The 23,602-nt window shown below is 49.4% G+C and carries 22 protein-coding genes and 1 riboswitch; of the genes, 12 read left to right on the top strand and 10 right to left on the bottom strand.

The annotated features are described in order from the left end of the window. Positions 1 to 89: 89 nt before the first annotated feature. From E2I14_RS13175 to E2I14_RS13120, 12 genes are all read left to right on the top strand, one after another. On the top strand, positions 90 to 1,376 hold the full coding sequence (locus E2I14_RS13175; protein WP_133329263.1) for a Glu/Leu/Phe/Val family dehydrogenase: 1,287 nt from the start codon (positions 90 to 92) through the stop codon (positions 1,374 to 1,376). 225 nt (positions 1,377 to 1,601) lie between these two features. Further along, entirely contained in the window at positions 1,602 to 2,579 is a 978-nt protein-coding gene (locus E2I14_RS13170; RefSeq protein WP_133329261.1) for an amino acid ABC transporter substrate-binding protein, read from the top strand. Between the two features lie 103 nt (positions 2,580 to 2,682). Then, entirely contained in the window at positions 2,683 to 3,441 is a 759-nt protein-coding gene (locus E2I14_RS13165) for an amino acid ABC transporter permease (protein WP_133329259.1), read from the top strand. Position 3,442: 1 nt separating this feature from the next. Further along, positions 3,443 to 4,132, top strand: coding sequence for an amino acid ABC transporter permease (locus E2I14_RS13160; protein ID WP_133329257.1), 690 nt, complete (start codon positions 3,443 to 3,445; stop codon positions 4,130 to 4,132). A 36-nt stretch (positions 4,133 to 4,168) separates the two neighbouring features. Further along, positions 4,169 to 4,894 carry an amino acid ABC transporter ATP-binding protein gene (locus E2I14_RS13155; protein ID WP_133329255.1) on the top strand — a complete coding sequence of 242 codons (726 nt, stop codon included), beginning with the start codon at positions 4,169 to 4,171 and terminating at the stop codon, positions 4,892 to 4,894. 239 nt (positions 4,895 to 5,133) lie between these two features. Continuing rightward, positions 5,134 to 6,189 carry a dihydroorotase gene (gene pyrC, locus E2I14_RS13150; RefSeq protein WP_133329253.1) on the top strand — a complete coding sequence of 352 codons (1,056 nt, stop codon included), beginning with the start codon at positions 5,134 to 5,136 and terminating at the stop codon, positions 6,187 to 6,189. 4 nt (positions 6,190 to 6,193) lie between these two features. Continuing rightward, positions 6,194 to 7,033: a DUF3025 domain-containing protein gene (locus tag E2I14_RS13145; protein ID WP_227544731.1), complete on the top strand. Its 840-nt coding sequence runs from the start codon at positions 6,194 to 6,196 to the stop codon at positions 7,031 to 7,033. 198 nt (positions 7,034 to 7,231) lie between these two features. Next, complete coding sequence (locus E2I14_RS13140) at positions 7,232 to 8,536, top strand: dicarboxylate/amino acid:cation symporter (protein ID WP_133329251.1); 1,305 nt, start codon at positions 7,232 to 7,234, stop codon at positions 8,534 to 8,536. 295 nt (positions 8,537 to 8,831) lie between these two features. Beyond that, positions 8,832 to 9,140, top strand: a complete 309-nt coding sequence (locus E2I14_RS13135) for a DUF485 domain-containing protein (protein ID WP_133329249.1) — start codon at positions 8,832 to 8,834, stop codon at positions 9,138 to 9,140. A gap of 86 nt (positions 9,141 to 9,226) precedes the next feature. Continuing rightward, positions 9,227 to 10,891 carry a cation acetate symporter gene (locus E2I14_RS13130; RefSeq protein WP_406675711.1) on the top strand — a complete coding sequence of 555 codons (1,665 nt, stop codon included), beginning with the start codon at positions 9,227 to 9,229 and terminating at the stop codon, positions 10,889 to 10,891. 214 nt (positions 10,892 to 11,105) lie between these two features. Then, on the top strand, positions 11,106 to 11,354 hold the full coding sequence (locus tag E2I14_RS13125) for a GlsB/YeaQ/YmgE family stress response membrane protein (RefSeq protein WP_133329245.1): 249 nt from the start codon (positions 11,106 to 11,108) through the stop codon (positions 11,352 to 11,354). A gap of 55 nt (positions 11,355 to 11,409) precedes the next feature. Next, positions 11,410 to 11,790 (top strand): hypothetical protein, encoded by a 381-nt coding sequence (locus tag E2I14_RS13120; RefSeq protein WP_133329243.1) that lies wholly within the window; start codon positions 11,410 to 11,412, stop codon positions 11,788 to 11,790. 120 nt (positions 11,791 to 11,910) lie between these two features. On the opposite strand, the gene E2I14_RS13115 is transcribed toward E2I14_RS13120, so the two are convergent. The 10 genes from E2I14_RS13115 to E2I14_RS13070 all read right to left on the bottom strand — a co-directional run bounded on the left by E2I14_RS13115 (position 11,911) and on the right by E2I14_RS13070 (position 23,593). Beyond that, a complete protein-coding gene (locus E2I14_RS13115; RefSeq protein WP_133329241.1) occupies positions 11,911 to 12,597 on the bottom strand; it encodes a glutathione S-transferase family protein in 687 nt (228 codons plus the stop codon). Between the two features lie 38 nt (positions 12,598 to 12,635). Beyond that, on the bottom strand, positions 12,636 to 13,910 hold the full coding sequence (locus tag E2I14_RS13110; RefSeq protein WP_133329239.1) for a putative Na+/H+ antiporter: 1,275 nt from the start codon (positions 13,908 to 13,910) through the stop codon (positions 12,636 to 12,638). A gap of 4 nt (positions 13,911 to 13,914) precedes the next feature. Then, positions 13,915 to 16,236 (bottom strand): UvrD-helicase domain-containing protein, encoded by a 2,322-nt coding sequence (locus tag E2I14_RS13105; protein ID WP_133329237.1) that lies wholly within the window; start codon positions 16,234 to 16,236, stop codon positions 13,915 to 13,917. Between the two features lie 224 nt (positions 16,237 to 16,460). Beyond that, a complete protein-coding gene (gene thiE, locus E2I14_RS13100) occupies positions 16,461 to 17,087 on the bottom strand; it encodes a thiamine phosphate synthase (protein ID WP_133329235.1) in 627 nt (208 codons plus the stop codon). A 28-nt stretch (positions 17,088 to 17,115) separates the two neighbouring features. Then, positions 17,116 to 17,904, bottom strand: coding sequence for a bifunctional hydroxymethylpyrimidine kinase/phosphomethylpyrimidine kinase (gene thiD, locus E2I14_RS13095; protein WP_133329233.1), 789 nt, complete (start codon positions 17,902 to 17,904; stop codon positions 17,116 to 17,118). Between the two features lie 276 nt (positions 17,905 to 18,180). Then, complete coding sequence (locus tag E2I14_RS13090) at positions 18,181 to 18,993, bottom strand: thiazole synthase (protein WP_133329231.1); 813 nt, start codon at positions 18,991 to 18,993, stop codon at positions 18,181 to 18,183. A 148-nt stretch (positions 18,994 to 19,141) separates the two neighbouring features. Next, positions 19,142 to 19,342 carry a sulfur carrier protein ThiS gene (gene thiS, locus E2I14_RS13085; RefSeq protein ID WP_133329229.1) on the bottom strand — a complete coding sequence of 67 codons (201 nt, stop codon included), beginning with the start codon at positions 19,340 to 19,342 and terminating at the stop codon, positions 19,142 to 19,144. 21 nt (positions 19,343 to 19,363) lie between these two features. Continuing rightward, a complete protein-coding gene (gene thiC, locus E2I14_RS13080; RefSeq protein ID WP_133329227.1) occupies positions 19,364 to 21,277 on the bottom strand; it encodes a phosphomethylpyrimidine synthase ThiC in 1,914 nt (637 codons plus the stop codon). A gap of 68 nt (positions 21,278 to 21,345) precedes the next feature. Then, a riboswitch (TPP riboswitch) is annotated at positions 21,346 to 21,468 on the bottom strand. A gap of 104 nt (positions 21,469 to 21,572) precedes the next feature. Beyond that, positions 21,573 to 22,817: a hypothetical protein gene (locus E2I14_RS13075; protein WP_133329225.1), complete on the bottom strand. Its 1,245-nt coding sequence runs from the start codon at positions 22,815 to 22,817 to the stop codon at positions 21,573 to 21,575. A 5-nt stretch (positions 22,818 to 22,822) separates the two neighbouring features. Next, positions 22,823 to 23,593, bottom strand: a complete 771-nt coding sequence (locus tag E2I14_RS13070; RefSeq protein ID WP_133329223.1) for a hypothetical protein — start codon at positions 23,591 to 23,593, stop codon at positions 22,823 to 22,825. Positions 23,594 to 23,602 lie beyond the last annotated feature (9 nt).

Below are 23,602 nucleotides of genomic sequence, written 5' to 3'. Positions count from 1 at the left end.
AACAAAGCATTAGATCGCAAACGACGATTTCGCTATCGTGGCGGCTTGATTTTGAATTACCCCATTATTCATTTTTCAGGACACCACAAATGACCACCCATCACGAAATTCCTTCGTACTTAACCCCGCACGAAATCGGCCCTTGGGGCGACTACATCACCCAAATCGAACGGGTAACTCCGTATCTCGGTTCGCTCTCGCGTTGGGTGGAAACATTAAAGCGCCCTAAGCGTATCTTGGTGGTCGATGTCCCGATTGAACGTGATGACGGCACGATCGCGCATTTTGAAGGTTATCGGGTGCAGCACAATACTTCGCGTGGTCCCGGTAAAGGCGGCGTGCGTTTCCATCAAAACGTGACCTTGTCAGAAGTGATGGCTTTATCCGCTTGGATGACAATTAAAACCGCGGCGGCCAATGTTCCCTACGGCGGCGCAAAGGGCGGGATTCGGGTCGATCCTAAAACCTTATCGCAAGGCGAATTGCAGCGTATGACCCGTCGCTACACCAGCGAAATCGGCATCATCATCGGGCCAAACAAAGACATTCCGGCACCGGACGTCAACACCAATGAGCAAGTCATGGCGTGGATGATGGATACCTATTCGATGAACGAAGGCAGCACAGCAACCGGCGTGGTCACGGGTAAGCCAATTTCGTTAGGCGGCAGCTTAGGTCGGCGCGAAGCAACGGGGCGCGGCGTATTTGTGGTGGGTGAAGGCGCAGCAAACCGTATCGGGCTCGATATCAAAGGCGCCAAAATTGCGGTGCAAGGCTTTGGTAATGTCGGCGGCGTGGCAGCGAAATTATTTTATGAAGCGGGCGCAAAAATCGTCGCGGTGCAAGATCATGCCGGTACGGTATTTCATTCCAATGGCCTAGACGTCATCAAGTTGCAAGCGCATATCAAAGAAACGGGCAGCGTCGCGGGCTTTGCTGGTGCGGAAGAAAAAATGAGCCGCGAAAATTTCTGGGATGTGCAGTGCGACATCATGATTCCTGCAGCGTTGGAGCAACAAATCACCGAACATAACGCGCACCGTATTCGCGCCAAAATTATTTTAGAAGGCGCGAACGGCCCAACGACGCCAAAAGCTGACGATATTTTGGATGACAAAGGGGTCTTGGTGGTGCCAGACGTGATCGCCAACGCGGGCGGCGTGACGGTTAGCTACTTTGAATGGGTGCAGGATTTTTCGAGCTATTTCTGGACCGAGGACGAAATCAATTTGCGCCTAACTCGCATTATGAGCGAAGCATTTGAGGCAGTTTGCCATGTAGCGGAAGACAAAAAAGTCTCGCTGCGCACAGCGGCATTCTTGATCGGTTGCACCCGGGTTCTGCAAGCGCGGGAAATGCGCGGTTTGTATCCTTAAAAACGGCTCAAGCAAAGGCTGCTTGTTTTAGCCTTGCCACACAAAACACATGGTTTGCGTCGGAGTACTTCCTGCAAATCATGTCTTTTTCTTTTAAGCAATGCGAGCAATTGCGCTGATTATTCTTAAGTATTAATACTTATAAAATTAACTAGTTATTTAGGTAATTTTTTCATCTCGATTTGTTAGACTACTTGGCTTCATTTTAACAACCAAGGAGATGAGATGAAATTATCCAAGTTGATAGCCGCGACCTCGGCAACCATTGCATTAAGCGTTGGCATGACTAGCTTCGCTGAAACAGCACCGACCAATTCCGCTGAGCTGACCGGCACTCTCAAAAAAATCAAATCCAGCGGCAAAATCACTCTCGGCGTGCGCGACGCCTCCATCCCGTTTTCCTACTTGGACGACAAGCAAGTGCATCAAGGTTATTCAATTGATCTGTGCATGAAGGTGGTGGACGCGGTACGCAAGCAATTAGCCATGCCGGATTTAAAAGTCGTCATGAATCCGGTTACTTCCGCCACCCGCGTTCCGTTAATGGCGAACGGCACGATAGATTTGGAATGCGGCTCAACCACCAACAATATCGAGCGCCAAAATCAAGTCGCGTTTGCGCCGACCTCATTCATTTCGGGCACCCGTTTGCTAGCCAAGAAATCATCCAATATCGCCAGCTTGACTGATTTAAAAGGCAAATCGGTCGCATCGACATCCGGTACAGCAATTTTGAAGCAGCTTACGGCGCTTAATACCGATCAACATTTGGGTATGAACATCATGCCGGTCAAAGATCACGCCGAAGGATTTTTGATGGTCGAAACCGGACGTGCAAGCGCGTTTGCGATGGACGATATTTTGCTGGCGAGTTTAGCGGCTAATTCCAAGCAACCGAACGATTACGTCATCACCAAAGAGGCGATCTCGGTTGAGCCTTATGCTGTGATGCTGCGTAAAAACGATCCGCAGTTTAAACATCTGGTGGATGCTACCTTTCACGAGATGTATAAATCCGGTCAAATCAAAACCATCTATAGCAAATGGTTCACCCAGCCCATTCCTCCTAAAGGCATTAATCTGAATTGGCCCTTATCGGAAAACATCGCGGCAATCTTCGCCAATCCAACCGATTCGGGCGACCCTTCAACCTACGCCGAGGTGCCACAAAATCAGCTCAATGTGTTGAATAAGAAAAAATAATTAGCCATTTCACTTAACGCGGGATGCGATGTTCAGGAAAAAAATCCTGCCCCATCGCGTCCCGTTTTTGTAACTAGTGATGCAATTAAAACGAGGAGAGAGTATGAATTATCAATGGAATTGGATGATCTTCTGGGAGGAAGCGCCCGATGGCGGCGGCACTTATTTCGACACACTGATGTCGGGCATGTGGTTCACTTTAGGTACCGCTGGTTTGGCGTGGTTGATCGCTTTATTGATCGGAACCTGTGTAGGTGTTGCGCGCACCGCGCCGAATAAATCGTTAGCCAAAACAGCGACCGCATACGTTGAACTGTTTCGCAATATTCCGTTATTGGTGCAATTATTTTTATGGTATTTCGTCGTGCCAGAATTGCTTCCAACCGCTTGGGGCGATTGGATGAAAGGCTTACCAAATGCACCCCTCGTTACTAGCGTGTTGTGTTTAGGATTTTTCACTTCTGCACGGGTTGCGATTCAAGTCGCTGCCGGAATCAACGCATTACCGCGCGGGCAAATGATGGCCGGTACGGCTTTGGGCCTGACGACGTGGCAAACCTACCGCTATGTGCTACTGCCAATGGCGTTTCGAATTATTACCCCTGCGCTAACCAACGAGGTGGCCGCGATTATTAAAAATAGCTCAGTCGGGCTAACGATAGGATTGTTGGAATTAACGGCCAGAACGCGCTCAATGTCGGAATTCAGTTTCCAAACCTTTGAAGCTTTTAGCGCCGCCACCGCAATCTATATCGCGGTCTCTGCCATTGCCTTGTTGATCTCTAATTTATTGGAGAAAAAATTTGTCATTCCAGGCTTCTCCGCAAAGAACGCTGGGCTAGCCAAAGCGGGAGGGCATTAGCATGTTTGATTTCGATACCGATGTGATTGCGCGGTCGTGGGAATACTTATTCTTAACCGGCATGGCGTTCACACTCAAGCTAACTTTTATCGCCGCAGCAGGCGGGATTGTGTTGGGAACGGTGCTTGCAATGATGCGTTTATCCAGCAAAAAAATCATCGCCTTACCCGCAAGCCTGTATGTCAACTTGATGCGCTCAATTCCCTTGTTGCTAGTGATTTTTTGGTTCTATTTTTTAGTCCCCTACATTGGCGCGTGGATGACTGGCGCGGATGAGCCCGTCCAAGTGGGCGCGCTATCGTCCTGTGTGATTACGTTTATCTTGTTTGAGGCGGCCTATTTTTGCGAAATTATGCGCGGCGGGATACAAGCCATTTCACGTGGTCAAGTCGCTGCTGGTTATGCCATGGGCATGACCTATGGTCAAACCATGCGCCATGTGGTGTTGCCGCAAGCGTTTAGAAATATGTTGCCCGTGTTACTGACGCAAACCATCGTTTTATTCCAAGACGTTTCTTTGGTCTATGTGCTGTCAATTACCGATTTCGTCGGAGCGGCCTCCAAAGTCGCGCAACGTGACGGACGCTTAGTGGAAATGTATTTGTTTATCGCTGTAGTTTATTTTGTGATGTGTTTTGGTTTATCGCGTTTGGTCGGCGTTTTGCAGAAGAAAGTCAGCATCGTTCGCTGAGCACAAATTCATTAATTAAAAAAAGTTGAGGTACACATGATTCAGTTAACAAACGTAAATAAATGGTACGGGCAGTTTCAAGTGCTCACAGATTGTTCAAGCAATGTTGCAAAGGGCGACGTGGTAGTGGTGTGCGGCCCGTCTGGTTCTGGCAAATCGACCTTGATCAAAACGGTAAATGGTTTAGAGCCATTCCAACAAGGTCAAATCATCGTCGATGGAATTTCCGTTGGTGATCCCGCCACCAATTTATCTGCATTACGCGCCCGCATTGGCATGGTGTTTCAAAATTTTGAGCTGTTTCCCCACATGTCGATTCGCCAAAATCTCACCATTGGACAAACCAAAGTATTGGGCCGCAGCCAGGACGAAGCCAACGAAAAAGGGTTGGCCTATTTAGACCGCGTCGGTTTATTGGCGCATCAAGATAAATATCCCGGCCAACTCTCGGGCGGCCAACAACAGCGCGTCGCCATTGCCCGCGCATTGGCCATGGATCCGATCGCAATGTTGTTTGACGAACCCACTTCCGCGCTCGACCCAGAAATGATTAACGAAGTCTTGGATGTGATGGTTGGCTTAGCTCAAGAAGGCATGACGATGATGGTAGTTACCCATGAAATGGGCTTTGCCAAAAAAGTCGCTAATCGGATTGTGTTTATGGATAAAGGCGCGGTGGTAGAAGATTGCCAAAAAGAGGAGTTTTTTAACGCTCCTAGATCAGAGCGGGCTAGGGACTTTTTGGCGAAGATTATTCATTGATTAAATCGTAGAGCCAAACTCAAAAACGGCATGCTTGGTAACGGTAAGTCTGAACCTGAGCATGTCGTTGGTATGTTCAGCTTAATTCGCTCTCTGATTGTGACCAAACATGTCAACATCTTTTATGTTGTTAATTGCTAAATATTCTAATTAAATCAGCAAGCTACGGTCGTGCAATTTTCGCCAAGTCCCGATTCCCACTGAGTTAAAATAGCGCTTTCTCAAACATGCAGTGCGCTATGACAACCAATTCAACTTCCTCGATAAACTCCCTCACCATCACCCGCCCAGACGACTGGCATTTGCACTTGCGCGATGCGGAAGTGTTGGCCAGTGTTTTGCCGCACACCGCGAAGCAGTTCGCGCGGGCGATTGTGATGCCTAATTTGAAGCCGCCGGTCACGACAACCGCGCAGGCGTTGGCGTACCGCGAGCGGATTTTGGCCGCGTTGCCAGACGGGATGCAGTTTGAGCCGTTAATGACCTTGTACCTAACCAATAACACGACACCCGATGAAATTCGTCGGGCTAAGGCCAGCGGTTTGATTCACGCGGTTAAGCTCTATCCAGCGGGTGCAACGACCAACTCCGACGCTGGCGTGACCGATTTGCGCTTGTGTTATCCGACCTTAGAAGCGATGCAAGAATGCGGCATGCCGTTTTTGGTGCATGGCGAAGTGACCGATCCGAGTATCGATTTGTTTGACCGCGAGGCAGTATTTATCGAGCGCGTAATGCAACCGCTGCGCGCCGATATGCCAGAATTAAAAGTGGTGTTTGAACACATCACGACAAGCCAAGCCGCCGATTATGTGCGCACTGCCAGCGGCCCGATTGCGGCGACCATTACTGCGCATCATTTGCTGTACAACCGCAACGACATTTTTAAAGGTGGGATTCGTCCGCATTACTATTGTTTGCCAGTGTTGAAGCGCGAAACCCATCGACAAGCGTTGCTTGCGGCGGCGATTTCGGGCAGCCCACGTTTCTTCCTCGGTACCGATTCCGCACCGCACGCCAAAGGCGCGAAAGAAGCCGCTTGCGGTTGCGCCGGTTGCTATACCGCCTTGCATGCGATGGAGTTGTACGCACAAGCCTTTGATCAAGCGGGTGCGTTGGATAAATTAAACGACTTCGCCAGTGTATTTGGTCCGGCCTTTTATCAATTGCCCGTCAATAGCGGAATGCTGACTTTAGAGCGCACGAGTTGGACTATGCCAGCTGAATTAGCATTGGCCAATGAAACCGTGGTTCCGCTTAACGCTGGTGAAACCCTGCAATGGAAAGTGATTTAATTCGGTGACTGATCCGGTTTCTGGCGCAGCGCAGCGGATTGATTACGGCGTTAATTGGAATGCGCCTTGGTTGGCACCGATTCGTCGGTTAGGCGAGCAGGTCGCTGGTGCGCCCGATTGGCGCGTTGAATTAAATCTTCGCGCCGCCCAACTTAACATTCGTAATCACGCAGGCTTGCCGCTGTCGTTTGTGCTGCAAGAAGATTTGCCTAGCGGAGTTTCTTACGAAGCGCATATCGGTGCGACCGGTAATGTGCCAACTCGATCCAATCTGCATGATTTTTTTAATGCCTTGGTGTGGTTGACTTTTCCGCGCATTAAAGTCGAATTAAATGCATTGCAAGCCGCGCAAATTGCACAACTCGGTATAGGTAAATCGCGCGGGCCAGCCAGGGATGCGGCGACGCTGTTTGATGAAAATGCGGCCTTCTTAGTGGTGGTCGATAACGCTGCGGGACATTCGCTAGTCGATGCTTTGCGCAGCCATCAATGGCAAGATGTGTTTGTTGCGCGGCGTGCACAATTTCAAGCGCAAGTTGGTGTTTTTTTGTTCGGTCATGCGATGATGGAAAAACTGGTCAATCCATATAAAGCAATCACCGCGCATAGTTTGGTTTGTTGGGTCGAGGCGGATTTCCAGAGTTTGTCGGATGTGCAAAAGCTAGCGCGACTGGATGTCACAATGGCGCGGCAGTTAGATCGCGCCCAAGGTGGAATCGAATTGTTGCCGTCGGTGTTTTCGCCTTTGCCGGTCTTGGGTGTGCCGACTTGGTGGCATGACCAGAACGCCGAATTTTATGCTGACCAAGAGGTGTTTCGCCCGATGCGCTTGAGGAAGTCGTAAAAAATAATGGTGAGATTGACCTGCAAAATGTAAGGCGGTATGTAAGAACTCAGTAAATCAGAACGTAGTAAATGGCCACGCAAAAGCCACGCAATTACTTAAAACGACGTAATGTAACTTTGGCTTGAAGAGTTTGTGAGATAGCCCAAAACATACGTCTATTTTTTTACCTAAAAAAGCAAACAGGAATTAAACGATATGAACAACCACGCCGATATCGGTAGCGCTGATACGCGCAAAAAAACGTCGATGGCCTACTTTATTTTGTTGGCGATGTTGCTGGGGATAGGCGTGGGATATTTTTTGTTTGCGACGATTCCAGACAAAAAAGAAACCGCTGAGATCGCAGGCTACATCACTTTAATCTCGGACATTTTTTTACGTTTAATCAAAATGGTGATAGGCCCCTTGGTGTTCTCAACCTTGGTGGTTGGTATTGCTAATATGGGCGACGCTAAAACATTGGGACGAGTTTTTATGCGCTCGATTACGTGGTTTGTAATCGCCTCGTTCGTGTCTTTGCTGATCGGTTTAACTCTCGCCAACGTGTTCCGCCCGGGCGACAATTTAGGATTGCCTTTGCCTGATGTGCATTCGGCGACTAACTTAGCCGTTGCCAAATTCACCTTAAAAGAATTCGTCACGCATCTGATTCCAAAATCGATTGCTGAAGCGATGGCCAATAATGAAATCCTACAAATCGTGGTGTTCTCGATGTTCTTTGGTGTCGCGTTGGCAGCCTTGGGCGAATCGGCTACGGCAATTGTGAAAGTGATTGAGCAATTGTCCTTTGCGATGTTGAAGATTACGGGTTATGTGATGAAATTTGCGCCGTTCGCGGTCTTTGCTGCGGTTGCTGCGACGGTGGCAATTAATGGCTTGGATATTTTGCTTAAATTTGCCGTGTTTATGGGTGAGTTTTATTTAGGCTTATTTATCTTGTGGGCGCTGCTGATGCTGGCTGGATTTTTATTTATCGGTAAGCGCGTATTGAGATTATTAGTAGAAATTAAAGAAGCTTTTTTATTGGCGTTTGCCACCGCTAGTTCCGAAGCGGCTTATCCAAAATTACTAGATGCATTAGATCGTTTCGGCGTACAGCGCAAGATTTCCTCCTTTGTGCTGCCGATGGGTTATTCCTTTAATTTGGATGGCTCGATGATGTATTGCACCTTTGCGACGATTTTCATCGCGCAAGCCTACAACATTGAAGTGCCGCTCGGTACGCAGATCGTCATGATGCTGATTTTGATGTTGACCTCCAAAGGTATTGCTGGCGTGCCGCGTGCGTCGTTGGTGGTGATTGCGGCGACCTTGAACCAATTTCAAATCCCCGAAGCGGGTTTGCTGCTCATTCTTGGTGTGGACACGTTTTTGGATATGGGCCGCTCGGCAACCAACGCGATCGGCAATTCGATTGCCGCCGTTGTCGTGGCGAAGTTTGAAGGCGGGCTGATGTCCCAAGCCGAAGCTGACGCGCAAGTGGCGGCGAAAGCGGCGTAATTTCAGTAAAAAATAGGCTAAGTGCCTGATTAGATGTAATTTTTCTTGAATTTTGGTGGGGATGAAATAAAATCCATTTGTTGATTTATAGTAAGTGAGTAGTAAGTGAGGATAGCTAATCTATCCTCTAGAGTATGCCCTCGGCTGAACTTCTCTAACAGGGAAGCCGACATTTGGGTAGCTTGACAATAAGGGGCGATATCGCCGCAGTAGCAAAAGAGCGATGCCCTTATTACGCTAGATCGATGCAACAAGGTCGATTTAGTAAGTAGTACAACTATAAATAGGAGACAACATGGAAGATGACCTCGTCAAAAAGATTTTGGCTAACCCCAACTATCAACAACTCGTCAAAGCACGCACATCCTACGGCTGGTTATTCACACTGCTAGTGATGATTGTGTACTACGGCTTTATCGCTCTCATCGCATTTGATAAGCAATTGCTCAGCACCCGTTTCGGTGATGGCGTGATGACTATCGGTATGCCGATCGGTTTATTCGTGATCGCGTTTACCGTCATCATCACTGGCATCTACGTGCGCCGCGCCAATAATCAATTCGATGAATTGACCGAAAAACTCAAAGCGGAGGTGTTGAAATGAAAACTACTCATACACGTTTATCCGCGTTATTCGTGGCCTTACTCACTAGCACGCTAGCTGGTTCAGTGTTCGCCGCTGGTGCGGACATGGGACAAACGACTCAACAACCGACCAACTGGGTGGCGATTTCGATGTTTGGCGCCTTTGTTGTGTTTACCTTGTTCATTACAAAATGGGCTGCTAGTCGCACTAAATCGGCGGCTGACTTTTATACCGCTGGCGGCGGCATTACCGGCTTCCAAAATGGTTTAGCCATCGCGGGCGATTACATGTCGGCTGCTTCTTTCCTGGGAATTTCGGCGGCGGTTTATGCCAACGGCTACGACGGGTTGATTTACTCGGTCGGTTTCTTGGTCGGCTGGCCTGTGATTACGTTCTTGATGGCAGAGCGTCTGCGTAACTTGGGTCGCTTCACGTTTGCTGACGTGGCTGCTTACCGCTTTCAACAAAAGCCGATTCGCGTGTTCTCAGCATCCGGCACTTTAGTGGTCGTGCTGTTTTATTTGATCGCGCAAATGGTGGGTGCTGGTCAGTTGATCAAACTGTTATTTGGTTTGGAATACTGGATTGCGGTTGTCATCGTCGGTGTGTTGATGATGGTCTATGTGCTGTTTGGCGGCATGACAGCAACGACTTGGGTGCAAATTATTAAAGCCGGTCTGCTGCTCGCCGGAGCGTCGTTTATGGCGTTCATGGTTTTGGCACAATTTCACTTCAGCCCAGAAGCCTTGTTTGCGAAAGCGATTGAAATCAAAACCAATTTAGCTTTGGCGGATACCAAAATCATTGCGGAGGCAGCCACCAAAGGGGTGACGCCAGAAGCACTTGCGGCGACCAAAGGCGTGTCCATCATGGGCCCAGGTGGTTTCGTGAAAGATCCGATTTCAGCGATCTCATTCGGGATGGCTTTGATGTTTGGTACAGCTGGTTTGCCACACATTTTGATGCGTTTCTTCACCGTGCCTAGCGCGAAAGAAGCCCGTAAATCGGTATTCTGGGCCACGACTTGGATTGGTTATTTCTACATCCTGACGTTCATCATCGGCTTCGGCGCGATTGTGTTGGTAAGCACCAATCCTGAATTTAAAACAGCGGCTGGCCAATTATTGGGCGGTAACAATATGGCGGCGGTGCATTTGGCTAAAGCAGTTGGCGGGAATATTTTCTTGGGCTTTATCTCCGCCGTAGCCTTTGCCACGATTTTGGCGGTGGTCGCTGGTTTGACTTTGTCTGGCGCCTCGGCGGTGTCGCATGATCTGTATTCCACTGTCGTCAAAGCGGGTAAAGCAAGCAGCGTCGATGAATTGCGCGTCTCACGTATCACTACCGCTGTGTTGGGTGTGATCGCTGTGATCTTGGGCATTTTGTTCGAAAAGCAAAACGTCGCGTTCATGGTGTCGTTAGCATTCGCGATTGCGGCTTCGGCTAATTTCCCTGTGTTGTTTATGTCTGTGTTGTGGAAAGGCTGTACCACTCGCGGCGCAACCATCGGTGGCTTCATCGGCCTGATTACCGCGGTCGGCTTGACCTTGATTTCTAAGTCAGTTTGGGTCGACGTATTCCATTATTCCGATGCGATTTTCCCGTACACGTCGCCAGCGATTTTCTCGATGACGGCAGGGTTTATCGGAATTTGGTTATTCTCGGTGTTAGATAACAGCCCACGCGCTGCGGTGGATAAAGCTGGCTACGAAGCACAGCGTGTTCGTTCTGAAACGGGTATTGGTGCAGCCGGTGCTTCTGGTCACTAATCCTTAGTTTTAGGTTTTAATCAAAAAGCCCAATGCGTTTGCGTTGGGCTTTTTTGTTTTTGGTCTTGCTGCGGCGAGTTTGGTGTGATCGCTGTATTTTCCGTTCTGAATCCTCGCTCTAAAAAAGTTTCGTTATTTAACAATGTTCCACAGTTCGATTTACTAAAGCTAGGTATGATTTTTTGACATTCCAATTTCACCTTAGGGGAACACTGTGCACATTATTTGGACGATTTTGATCGGGTTAATTGCTGGCGTGATCGCGAAGTTTATTCTGCCGGGGAATAATCCCGGCGGCTTTATTTTGACTTCCTTGTTGGGGATTGCCGGCTCGGTGGTAGCAACGTATTTAGGACATTTTGTTGGTTGGTATCAGGCAGGAGAATCAGCCGGATTTATCGGTGCGGTGGTAGGTGCAATTGTGTTGCTGGGTCTTTATCACTTGGCGACTAAAAATAGTTAGTCTCGGTAGGACGTGTTTTACTCTTTTCATTCATCTCAACTTTGAAAGTACGACCATGAACTCATTCGTAAAATCGCTGGCTGTCATCGCTAGTTTGACCTTGGCAGCAGCTAGTTTTGCCCAAACCGCGCCAACCGCGCCCACCGCGGCCACCGCTAAAACAGCGGCAACCACCGCAGCATCAACAGCGGCGGCACCAGCAGCAACTTCCGCAAGTAATGCAGCCAACAGTGCTGCATCAACGGCTAAAACCAAAGCCAAAGTCGCCGCAGCGGGTGGCTCAGCCGACAAAGTCTGGCTCAATACCAAATCAAACGTGTATCACTGCTTCGGTACTAAATCCTACGGTACCACTAAAGTTGGTGAATACCTGAGCGAAGCCGACGCTAAAGCCAAAGGCGCACGCGCTGATCACGGCAAGGCTTGCTCCAAATAATTGGGCAATTAAACGTCGTTGGGCAGCCTTAGTAGCTGCTGTCGTCAAATAACGGCAACCAATAAAAAAGGCGAGAATAAATCTCGCCTTTTTACATTGAGCTAGTTCCACCCAGGAGCGTTAGCCCATAATTACCGGCCCACCAATTTCAATCGCTTTGCGATAAGCGGGGCGCGCAGTGAGCTTGTCTTTGTATGCCGCCAGATGCTTATATTGGGCCGTGTCCTTGCTGCGGGACAAAGCCGCCTCCACCGCAAAGCTCATCTGAAAATCGGCAATAGTTAAGTTATCGCCAGCAAACCATTGGTGGGTAGCCAAATGCTGATCCATGAATGCTAGCGCAGTCGTTAAATTTGGATCGATTAACAGCGCTTGAACTTGCGCGCAGAGTTGCTTGGCTATTGGTTTAACAAAAAATGGCATAGGCTGGGTTGGAATCATGACAAAGACTAATTTCATCACCAACCAATTCATCAGCGAACCTTCCGCGTAATGCATCCAAAAGCGGCTTTGGCGATAAGCTTGTGTGCCAGCGACAGGCAATAAATGCGCGACATCGCCTTGGCCGCTTGAACCGTATTTATCGACTAAGTATTCCAGAATCGCGCCGGATTCTGCCACCGTTATATCGCCATCGGTAATGACGGGCGATTTGCCCAAAGGATGAATTGCTTTCAATTCTGGGGGCGCTAGGCGAGTTTTAGCGTCGCGTTTATAGACCACGATTTCATAGGGAATATGTAGCTCTTCGAGCAGCCACAAAATCCGCTGCGAACGCGAGGTTTCAAGGTGGTGCAGAGTGATCATGATGCGCCTTAATAAAAGTGGTTAACTGCGGGAATCAATCAAAGCAAGGCAAAGCAACTCGCTGCAATGATCGTCGGGATTAAAGCGGCTAAGAAAACGTTTAATGGGCTAATCGATTGCTCGTCAAAGCATTCTTTAAGTATCGAAAATCCGGCCGGGTTGGGCGCATTGGCAATCACTGTTAAACCGCCGCCAGTTACTGCGCCAGCGACCAACGCGTATTTCGCTGCGTCGCTAATTCCTTCCACCAACGAGCCAAGATAAGTCAGCGCAGCATTGTCGGTCAGCGCAGTCAATCCAATCGCGCCAAAAAATAATGTGCCGGAGCTCATTTGCGAAATTAAGGGCTGCAACCACCATTGTTGCAAGCCCCCCAAAACGACCAAGCCGCCGAGGAAGAAGCCGACTAACAAGCCTTCTTTAAGCATTAATTTATCTTGGTGCTGCGGGTAGGCATGCGTGAAGCCCAAGAAGAATAGGAACGAGCCAATAAACACCACCGGATGATGACTAAACCAAACGGTGAGGAATAAAAATAGCAAATGAGCGGCCGTCAAAAACAGCGGCATCTTGTTGCGCGGCGCTTGCTCTGGCGCGTTCTTGGCTAATTCGTTTAATTCTTTCAAGAAGAGCAGGCTGACCAATAGCGCATTGATAAACACGGCAATCGCCGCCTTCCAGCCAAACACCGACGACATAAACGACAAATCCCAACCCCATTTTTCGGCCACCATCAACACCGGTGGCGCAGCGTAGGGCGTCAAGACGCCGCCGATAGAAATATTGACTAACAATACCGCCAAGGTGAAATATTTAAATCGGCTCGATACCGCCTGATTAAAATATAGATCGCGTAATAGTAAGGCCGATAAGGTCATCGCCGCCGGCTCGGTAATAAATGATCCTAGCAGTGGAATAAAAAATAGACACAAAAAGTAGCGACCTATCCCATTTGGAACCGGCAGAATCGCGGTAATTCTATCCACCAGATTTCCTACGAACGACAGAATCGGGCTGGTGGCCGCAATCGTCAAAATTACAAAAACGAACAGCGGCTCGGTAAAGTTTTGGCTCTCTAAATAATCAATTGCGAGTGTTGATCCACTCGATAACGCCATCACGATCAGCAAAATAAACGACCAAAAGCCAAACACCACTTCGACCTCGCCCAACAAATGCCACAAGCCCGCATTGCGCGTATCGGTATGCGCTAAGTGCTGAAAATGCTTGGTGAAAAACGTATGCAACACCGCCAAAGCAAAAATCCCTGCGGCAGCGTATTGGATAAAGGGGGTAATGGGCAGTGTCGGCATGTTTTTATACTTTCTCTAATTTAGCGATGTTTAAGTCCAAGACTTTTAAACCGAGTTTGTAAAATTGAATATGCGCGCGGCAATTGCTGCCGCTGCCTTCGAGCTTGATGATGATGCCTTCCCCGAATTTGGCGTGTCTAACGCTCAAGCCGATACGCCAGCCATCTTCGTTGGTCGGGATAATGTTATGCGGTGCGGCGTAGCTAACTTTGTTTTGATACGACGAACTACCTGCGCCACTGAATTGCGAACGTTGGCTGTATTGGTCGTCTGCGTCCCAAGCCGACTTCGGTGAAGAAAACCAATTTTGCTGCACTTTGGGTGACAGCCATTTGACGTTTTCTTCCGGCAGCTCGGTCAAAAAGCGCGACTTGGTGTTATAGCGAATCTGGCCGTGCAGCATGCGGGTTTGCGCGAAGCTGATGAACAAACGTTGCCGCGCGCGAGTAATCGCCACATACATCAAACGCCGCTCTTCCTCCATGCCGCCTGTTTCTTTCGCGCTGTTTTCGTGCGGGAACAAGCCTTCTTCCAAACCAGTGATAAATACCGCATCAAATTCCAAGCCTTTGGCCGAATGCACGGTCATCAATTGCAATGCATCTTGTCCCACTTGCGCTTGATTGTCGCCCGCTTCCAAGGAGGCATGCGACAAGAAAGCCGACAGCGGCGACATCAAGGTATTTAACGCTGCGTCCGCGTCGAGAATTTCTACTCCGTCGCCTTGTACGATATTAGTGCTGGCGATTGAGGCGGGGCCCATCAGAGCTGGCGCGTCGTTGGCAAAGCCTTCTTCGGCGATAAACTGCGCGGCAGAGCTAACTAACTGCTCCAAGTTTTCAACTCGATCTTCGCCGTCTTTCTCGTTCTGGTAATGCTGGATCAAGGTGCTCATTTCTAAGACCCGTTTGACCAGCTCTGGCAATGTCAGCATCTGGGTTTCAAAGCGTGCCGCTTCGATTAATTTGACGAAGGCACCTAAAGTGGAACCGGCTTTGCCACCCAAATGTGGTACCGCTGCATAGAGTGATAAGCCGTGTTGACGCGCAACGTCTTGTAAGTTTTCTTGACCTTTAGCACCGATGCCACGCGCTGGGAAATTCATGACACGCAAGAATGCAGAATCGTTATGCGGATTGTCCATCAACTGTAAATACGCAATCGCATGTTTGATTTCAGCACGTTCAAAAAAACGCAAACCGCCATACACTTTGTACGGCAAGCTAGCGGAAAACAGCGCATGTTCGATCACGCGCGATTGGGCATTGGAGCGATAGAGAATCGCGATCTCCGAACTAGCGATTCCTTGGCGCGTGAGTTCTTTAATCTGCTCAACCAGCCACTGCGATTCTTCGCGATCAGAGGGTGCTTCTTGGATCCGAATTAATTCGCCTTGCCCGGCATCGGTACGTAAATTTTTACCTAGACGTTCGGTATTGTTGGAGATCAGCGCGTTGGCTGAATCGAGAATGTGACCGTGCGAGCGATAATTTTGCTCAAGCTTAATCCGATGTTGCACGCGGAATTCACGTTCAAACGACGCCATATTGCCAACATTAGCGCCACGGAAAGCATAAATACTTTGGTCATCATCACCCACCGCCAACACCGCCGACTGCGTGCCTGCCATGAGTTTAATCCAGCGATATTGCAAGTCGTTGGTATCTTGAAATTCGTCCACCAAGATATGTTTAAACCGCGCTTGATAATGTTCACGCAAGGGTTGATTGCTAGCCAGCAGTTCGACCGTGCGTAGCAATAATTCCGCAAAATCAACTACACCATCGCGCTGGCATTGCTCTTCGTAGATGCCGTAAATCTCAGCGAGTTGGCGACTAGTCGGATCGTAGGTGTTGACCTTGGCGGCCCGCAAACCTTGCTCTTTCGCGTTGTTGATGAAATAGACCACATTGCGCGGCGGGTATTTGTCGTCATCAATTTGATTGGCTTTGAGTATCCGCTTGACCATCGACAGTTGATCTTGGCTGTCCAGAATCTGAAACGTCTGCGGCAAACTGGCATCGCGAAAATGCGCGCGCAACAGGCGATTGCATAAACCGTGAAACGTACCGATCCACATACTGCGCGTATTAATCGGCAACATCGCTGAGAGCCGCGCTTGCATTTCTTTGGCAGCCTTGTTGGTGAAAGTCACTGCCATCAAGCCGGAGGGCGAGATTTGACCCGTTTGAATTAGCCACGCGATACGCGTTGTGAGAACCCGCGTTTTGCCAGAACCTGCACCGGCCAAAATCAGCGCAGATTCGGCTGGTAGGGTGACGGCGGCGTATTGTTCTGGATTGAGATTTTGTAGGAGATTTTGCATTCCGTGATTATACGGGATGGGGGAGATGGGTTATGAGGTGGTTGGGGAAAATTTGGCTTTTACAATTGTTTAAATTGAATGATATTTTTATTCGTAATTGGTTGCCTAAGGTGGATTTGTGCACTTGAGTGTTTTTGAATCGTTACACTTATTGAAAACCTAAAGCGTGAGGTGCGGCGGGAAGGTCAAATGAATGCCTACCCGCGGGTCTGTATAAAAAATCCCTAGCGCTGTGCAAAAAGAGCCACAAACTGCCTAGCAGCTCCCTCCACATCGTCCGCAAAATAAACACTACTAATCACCGCCACCATATCCGCTCCTTGCGCCACCAGCGGCTGACAATTTTCCAACGTCATGCCGCCAATCACCACATTAGGCAGCGCGATGTCACGTTTAGCGTCACTAACGATAGTCTGCGGTGTCGTCACAGGATATTTCTTGATGCGGGAAGGATAAAAGCCGCCAAAGGCCACATAACTCGCGCCTTGTTGGTAAGCCGAATGTGCTAACTGTAAATCGCCGTAGCACGAAGCGCCGACGATTTTGTGCGGGCCAATAGCAGCGCGGACTTGCGCGACCGATGCATCTGTTCCACCGACATGAATTCCGTCCGCATCGAGTTCCCTGCACAGATCGACGTGATCATTAATGATGAAAGGACGGTTATAGCGACGGCACAGGTCGCGCAGCGCGGTGGCCTGCGTTAAGCGCAATTGTGCGTCGGCGGTTTTGTGGCGGTATTGCAAAAGCGCCGCACCGCCTCTTAAGCCGAGTTCGCTAGTTGCGAGTAACTTCTCGGTGTCGTCCCAATCGGGGGTGACTAAATACAAACCGGATAATTGCGTGTTCATAGGGAGCTTCAGAAAAATAGTGAATCGGTTAAGGATGGCGTTGCGGGATCATCTGTCCTGGTGCGATGGAGTAGGCATTTTCTAGGGTTTGGTGACAATAAGCCAAACCAAATTCAATCGCAGTCTGCATCGGTTTGCCGCAAGCCAGTTGCCCCGCAATGGCCGACGCTAACGTACAGCCGCTGCCATGAAAAGCGCCGTCCAAGCGTTCCCACTGACTGTGCTTAACCTGCACATCGCCCTCGTCTTGATGGAACCAGCTATTGGTAATTGTTTCATCGTCGCCGTGCCCGCCTTTGATCAAGACATCGACCGCGCCATATTCCACCAAACGCTGCGCTTGTTGCAAAGGTGAGCGCGCTTTAGGGCAGAGTTTGGCCGCTTCAGGCAAATTCGGTGTGATCAAGGTTGCGATCGATAAGAGCGGGGCAAGCGCCTCAACCGGATCTTCGACCGCCAAAGAATCACCGTGACCGCTGGCTAACACTGGATCAAGAATCACTGGCAAAGTCGGGTGTTGAATTTTGTAGCGCGTAATCCAATCCGCAATTGCCGTTGCATTGGCTTTGCTGGCAATGATTCCGATTTTGATGGCACTAATGGCGATTTTGTCGGCCAGCACTTGGGCTTGGTGCAGGATTAAATCGGCTGCTACCGGATGCACCGCGAACACTTGGTCATTGTCCTGAACAGTAATGGCGGTAATGATCGCCAAGGCATGTGCGCCTTGAGCGGCAATGGCTTCGATATCGGCAGCGATACCTGCGCCACCGCTGGGGTCGCTGCCGGCAAATACGAGGACGGAGGGTGTGGTCATAGTAATTGGAGAATGAGTGGTTTTAATTGTCAGCATTAATTTGCATTACATTGCACTAATTTGCACTAATGGCTGAATTTAAAATTCGGTGTTGATTCTGCAATGCGCTGTAATCGTCGCAATTTGTATGGGTTGCTTTTGAATGGCTAAGCCATTTCTAAGCCAAATTTCCAGCCGAAATAGAGTGGCGGGCAAATCAAAAGCCACGTCAACATTAACCTAACAACCAACTACAAACGCTGAGAGTGGCCACAAGCTCCGCCTAGGTCAAAAAAATTAAATCACCCGCCCAGCCATAGGTGAGGAGGGCGACGCTGCAAATCGCTTCGCAATCCGCCCCGCCAAATAAGCTTCCCGCCCAGCCTCAACCGCCAAACGCATTGCGCGCGCCATGCGGATTGGGTCGTGGGCCCCGGCAATCGCGGTATTCATCAACACACCGTCGCAGCCTAATTCCATCGCAATTGCCGCATCCGACGCGGTGCCTACTCCAGCATCGACCAGCACAGGCACGTTGGCGCGTTCGATGATTAAGGATAAATTCCACGGATTCAAAATCCCCATGCCTGAGCCAATTAAGGAGGCCAGCGGCATGACTGCCACGCAGCCGATGTCCTCTAACATCTTGGCTTGGATAGGATCGTCGCTGCAATAGACCATAACGTCGAAGCCGTCGTTGACTAATTGTTGCGCGGCGATCAGGGTTTCTGGCATGTTGGGGAATAAGCTTTTTTCGTCGCCTAGAACTTCCAATTTACACAGCTTATGTCCGCCCAATAATTCGCGACCGAGTTGCAATGTATAGACCGCGTCTTTGGCGTTATAGCATCCGGCGGAGTTAGGCAGAATGGTGTAGCGCGAAGGAGGAACGGCGTCCAATAAACTTGGGGCATTCGGGTCTTGACCGATATTTACCCGACGAATGGCGACGGTAATAATATCGGCACCACTGGCTTCGGTCGCCAAGCGGGTTTGTTCTAAATCCTTGTATTTACCGCTACCTACTAACAGGCGCGATGAATAAGTTTTGCCAGCGATGGTGAAGCTTTTATCGCTGTGGGTGGTGTTGCTGTCTGTGTGTTGTGACATCTTGATTCCATTCGACATTAAACAACGGTGATGTGGCTCAGGTGACTTCGGTGTGAACCCGGAGCAGCTCAATTGGAGCGTTAGTGGTGCGATCGCTTGCCTTGAATCGGACGCGACTCAGGACAAACCTGAGCCGCCGACTAAGTTATTAACCGCCACCAATGGCACGCACAACATCGACTTGATCGTACTGCTGCAATTGATGTTCCGCCCAGCGGTTGCGCGTGACGATGCTACGATTTACCGCAACGGCGATGGCCTGTTGCGATAAATTGAGCGCTGCCACCAAATCCGCCACCGACTGCCCATCCTCTAACGGATGTGCCGCACCGTTTAAGGTGATTTCCATAGCTTGCTCGCGTTGTCGTGATTACTGTTTATGATAGATTTCAGCGCCGGTTTTGATGAACTCAACTGCTTTGACTTCCATTCCTTTTTTCAACGCTGCGATTTCGCTGATTCCTTGCTGCGCTGCGTATTCACGTACTTCTTGTGTGATCTTCATTGAGCAGAAATGCGGGCCGCACATCGAGCAGAAATGCGCGACTTTGGCGGAATCTTTAGGCAGCGTTTCGTCGTGGAATTCACGCGCTTTGTCTGGATCCAAACCGAGGTTAAATTGATCTTCCCAACGGAATTCAAAACGTGCTTTGGATAACGCATTGTCACGAATCTGTGCACCCGGATGACCTTTGGCTAAGTCAGCTACGTGCGCTGCGATTTTGTAGGTGATGATGCCGTCTTTGACGTCGGCTTTGTTTGGTAAACCTAAGTGCTCTTTCGGTGTCACGTAGCACAACATGGCCGTGCCGTACCAACCGATCGTGGCCGCGCCGATGCCGGAAGTAATGTGATCGTAGCCCGGCGCGATGTCGGTAGTTAGAGGCCCTAAGGTGTAAAAAGGCGCTTCATAACATTGCTCTAATTGCAGATCCATGTTTTCTTTGATCAGGTGCAACGGCACGTGGCCGGGGCCTTCGATCATCACTTGTACGTCGTGCTTCCACGCGATTTGCGTGAGTTCGCCCAAGGTTTTTAATTCGCCTAATTGCGCTTCGTCGTTGGCATCAAAAATCGAACCTGGACGCAAGCCGTCGCCTAAGCTAAACGACACGTCGTAGGTTTTCATGATTTGGCAAATTTCTTCGAAATGCGTGTACAGGAACGATTCTTCGTGATGTGCCAAACACCATTTCGCCATGATCGAACCACCGCGTGAGACGATGCCGGTCAAACGTTTGGCGGTCAATGGTACGTATTGCAAACGCACGCCAGCGTGGATGGTGAAGTAGTCAACGCCTTGCTCAGCTTGCTCGATCAAGGTATCGCGGAAAATTTCCCATGTTAAGTCTTCAGCCTTGCCGTTTACTTTTTCTAGCGCTTGATAAATCGGTACCGTACCAATTGGCACTGGTGAATTGCGGATAATCCATTCGCGTGTTTCGTGGATGTGTTTGCCGGTAGATAAATCCATCACGTTGTCGCCGCCCCAACGGATTGCCCAAGTCATTTTTTCGACTTCTTCACCGATGGAAGAAGTGACAGCCGAATTACCGATGTTGGCGTTAATTTTGACCAAGAAATTACGGCCGATAATCATCGGTTCGACTTCGGGGTGATTGATGTTGGCAGGGACAATGGCGCGCCCGCGAGCGATTTCTTCGCGCACGAATTCTGGCGTGATTTCGGCTGGCATCGCAGCGCCGAAGTTTTGCCCCGGATGTTGGCGACCCATTAAGTCAGCCAGCTTGTTGCCCATAACGCCGGATTGACGCAGCTTTTCTAAATATTCTTTGCGCTGCATGTTTTCACGAATCGCAACGTATTCCATTTCTGGTGTGATGATGCCTTGACGGGCGTAATGCATTTGGCTGACGTTTTTACCTTCTTTGGCGCGACGTGGCAAACGCGTGAGGTTAAAACGCAATTCGGCCAATTTAGGATCGTTTAAACGCTCGATGCCGTAAGCCGAAGAAGGTCCGGATAATTCTTCGGTGTCATTACGTTCAGCAATCCAGTTCGCGCGCACTGGCGCTAGACCGGAGCGGATATCGATCTTGGCGTTCGGATCGGTGTAGGGACCGGATGTGTCGTACACATAGATCGGTGGATTTTCTTCGAAACCAAAGGAAGCGGGCGTATCCGATTGGCTGATTTCACGCATCGGCACTTGAATGTCTGGGCGGCTACCTTGGATGTACACTTTGCGTGAATTTGGCAAAGGTGCAATGGCGGCGGCGTCAACAGTGGCCGTGGCGGATAGGAATTTGGGATTGGCGTTCATGGTGCCTCCTTGTGAGTTAGTGATTTCAGCAAGGGAGACATTGAGTGTGGGCGGAAAAAGGGTGCAACTTCCGGCACTGTTTGCTTCCCTACGCTGGCATTATCCAGATCAGGTAAAGGGTATTTCTCACCTTGTTGATGTTGCCAATTGAGTTTCTCAATCGGATTCAACAAGGACCCCTAGCGGTGATACGACTTTAATCAAGTAAGCCGCAATTATAATCAACAATGGCGTTGCGTGGTTGGATCACTTGTGCAATCCAATCACAATCGCATAAAACAGGCTTGGCACATTGTTATTTTTTGCTGCGCTCGACGTAACAATTTTCATGCAAGAAATTCAACGCTCCGCGTAATTCATTATCCCAATCGTCGAGCAGATACAGATTGGCTTGTTCGCAAAAATCGTCCCAATCTTCGAGCAGGCTTTCTTGCTTTTCATGCGGCGCGTGTTGCTGCACAAACTGCGTGGCTAATTCGGGTTGGAAGCCTTCTTTGCGTACTTTTTTAATCAAGGTCTTTGCCGCCGATTCGGTCAAGCTGACTTTGCCCGGCACTTGCGCGGCGATGCATAACAGTAAGGTCAAAATCGCATCAATATCGTTTTTGCCCTTGGTGTACTTGCTCCATTCTTTGGATACCAAGGCGTCATAACTGGCGCTGTCGTCTATCTCATGGTCGCGGATGAAGTAGCGGTTTTTGAGCTGGTTAATTAACTGATCGAGCGGCAGGTTGGTATCGGCAATTTTAGGTAAATCATGTTCCACCATGTCGTGCTGCAGATGCTGCACCAAGCTCAATTCTTCTTCAGTGAGCGCGATAGAAATTGTGAGCTTTTTCGCGACGCCTTTTTTACGTAAGCTATCCAGCAGTTTGGCGAATTCAATTTGGTTAAAACATTCGGTCAGACCCGGATTTTTTGCGGTGGTTTTTTGCAAACCGAGTAACAAAGCGCTGCGGATTAAAGCGTCGGCTTCGCAATGCTGTTCTTGATAGATCGAGCTGGGCAGGCTTAAGCTGCTGCCGAATTTTTTGGCTAGTTTGATTTCAGTCTGATTTAACAAACGTTGGCGTTTGGTGTTGCGGTAATCGTCGAACGATTTTTTACGCGACCAAAACTCTAAAAAATCTTCCACGCGGCCATGATCGTAAGGCCCCAGAATTGGGTATTCCGGCAGCGCAAACAATTCTTTGAGCAAGCCTGAGCCACCGCGCGACAAAGTTAAAAACGTATTGTCGCGGATTAAACGGGCCGCTTTGTCGAGATCGTGATTGGTCGTTTCCGACAAATACAAACTGACCAAATTTACGATGCGATTACGCGCGGTTTCTAGCTCAGCGCGCAAGTAGGGGCTGCCGAAGGCTGTCGCAATTTGCACGATGCCTTTGGGCGCCTCGATGTCGATGGCGGCGAGCTTTTCTGGGCTGATGATCTTGTGCTGTACGCCGTGGCGCAGGGCTTTTTCAAAAAACGGACGATCTTCAAACGTGGCTAGTTGAAAATCGTCGCTCGCCGCTGAGGTGCTTTGTGCAGAAGTCATTGTGATTACAGCGCTGATTCTTCTTGCAGACCTTCAAAATCAGGACGGTCATTGCTTGGCATTGGCTTGTCGTTATCCAACACGCCTTCTGGCAACTCTTCAATGCTATCCATAAACGCATCGTGAGCAGCATTTTCTTTCTTCAAACGAGCGCGCAACTTTAAAAGCACTTCGCGGAAAATATCGGGATGCTGGTAGCGCAAAATGGTCGTGACTTCCATCCAATCGTGATCTTCAAAATTGGACATATCGAGCGGTGACGATTGCGGCTCGTTGTCGCGTGTTAGGTTTAGTAAATCGTCGTCTATCGCTTGGGTTTTGGCTTCGTCGCTGTATTCAAATAAATCGAACGTGGCATAGCGATAAAAACATTCGATCCGTTCGGTACGCTCGGCTAAATAGTCGGTCAATGCTTCGTAGCCGCCTTCGACTTCGCTAATCGCGTACAGGAATTCAGACGGATCAGCGCCTTCGCGGAAGATCACCGAATTAATCATGCCGCGCAATTGTTCATGGCTTAAGTCGCCGTAGCGCTTTTCCAAAACCACCGCTTGCGCGAACTGTTCTGGCGTGACCAATAAATTGACCAGCGATTCTTTGGAGGTGTCGTATTCGCGAATAATGGCGAGCAAATCCTTAGGCGGAAATTGATCCAAAGCGACCACTAAAGCGTGATCGCCTTCGGTTTCTGCTAAGGTGGCTAATGCATGTTCTGCGCCAACGATATCGCCAGATTTAATCAAGTTTTGTGCTTGTATTAATGCAGGTACGCTCATAATTTCCTT

It is taken from the genome of Sapientia aquatica (genome assembly GCF_004358105.1).
In the GTDB taxonomy this organism is placed as follows: Bacteria; Pseudomonadota; Gammaproteobacteria; order Burkholderiales; family Burkholderiaceae_D; genus Solimicrobium; species Solimicrobium aquaticum.
This window is presented reverse-complemented; position numbering and strand designations above follow the sequence as displayed.

What these genes read in the sequence shown, in the direction of transcription:
- E2I14_RS13170 (WP_133329261.1), top strand. Translation starts at nt 1,602, where the DNA reads ATGAAATTATCCAAGTTGATAGCCGCGACCTCGGCAACCATTGCATTA.
- E2I14_RS13115 (WP_133329241.1), bottom strand. Translation starts at nt 12,597, where the DNA reads ATGATCACTCTGCACCACCTTGAAACCTCGCGTTCGCAGCGGATTTTG.
- thiD (WP_133329233.1), bottom strand. Translation starts at nt 17,904, where the DNA reads ATGACCACACCCTCCGTCCTCGTATTTGCCGGCAGCGACCCCAGCGGT.
- E2I14_RS13070 (WP_133329223.1), bottom strand. Translation starts at nt 23,593, where the DNA reads ATGAGCGTACCTGCATTAATACAAGCACAAAACTTGATTAAATCTGGC.
- thiS (WP_133329229.1), bottom strand. Translation starts at nt 19,342, where the DNA reads ATGGAAATCACCTTAAACGGTGCGGCACATCCGTTAGAGGATGGGCAG.
- E2I14_RS13140 (WP_133329251.1), top strand. Translation starts at nt 7,232, where the DNA reads ATGAACAACCACGCCGATATCGGTAGCGCTGATACGCGCAAAAAAACG.
- thiC (WP_133329227.1), bottom strand. Translation starts at nt 21,277, where the DNA reads ATGAACGCCAATCCCAAATTCCTATCCGCCACGGCCACTGTTGACGCC.
- E2I14_RS13120 (WP_133329243.1), top strand. Translation starts at nt 11,410, where the DNA reads ATGAACTCATTCGTAAAATCGCTGGCTGTCATCGCTAGTTTGACCTTG.
- E2I14_RS13105 (WP_133329237.1), bottom strand. Translation starts at nt 16,236, where the DNA reads ATGCAAAATCTCCTACAAAATCTCAATCCAGAACAATACGCCGCCGTC.
- E2I14_RS13155 (WP_133329255.1), top strand. Translation starts at nt 4,169, where the DNA reads ATGATTCAGTTAACAAACGTAAATAAATGGTACGGGCAGTTTCAAGTG.
- thiE (WP_133329235.1), bottom strand. Translation starts at nt 17,087, where the DNA reads ATGAACACGCAATTATCCGGTTTGTATTTAGTCACCCCCGATTGGGAC.
- E2I14_RS13110 (WP_133329239.1), bottom strand. Translation starts at nt 13,910, where the DNA reads ATGCCGACACTGCCCATTACCCCCTTTATCCAATACGCTGCCGCAGGG.
- E2I14_RS13175 (WP_133329263.1), top strand. Translation starts at nt 90, where the DNA reads ATGACCACCCATCACGAAATTCCTTCGTACTTAACCCCGCACGAAATC.
- E2I14_RS13160 (WP_133329257.1), top strand. Translation starts at nt 3,443, where the DNA reads ATGTTTGATTTCGATACCGATGTGATTGCGCGGTCGTGGGAATACTTA.
- E2I14_RS13130 (WP_406675711.1), top strand. Translation starts at nt 9,227, where the DNA reads ATGGGACAAACGACTCAACAACCGACCAACTGGGTGGCGATTTCGATG.
- E2I14_RS13165 (WP_133329259.1), top strand. Translation starts at nt 2,683, where the DNA reads ATGAATTATCAATGGAATTGGATGATCTTCTGGGAGGAAGCGCCCGAT.
- pyrC (WP_133329253.1), top strand. Translation starts at nt 5,134, where the DNA reads ATGACAACCAATTCAACTTCCTCGATAAACTCCCTCACCATCACCCGC.
- E2I14_RS13135 (WP_133329249.1), top strand. Translation starts at nt 8,832, where the DNA reads ATGGAAGATGACCTCGTCAAAAAGATTTTGGCTAACCCCAACTATCAA.
- E2I14_RS13090 (WP_133329231.1), bottom strand. Translation starts at nt 18,993, where the DNA reads ATGTCACAACACACAGACAGCAACACCACCCACAGCGATAAAAGCTTC.
- E2I14_RS13075 (WP_133329225.1), bottom strand. Translation starts at nt 22,817, where the DNA reads ATGACTTCTGCACAAAGCACCTCAGCGGCGAGCGACGATTTTCAACTA.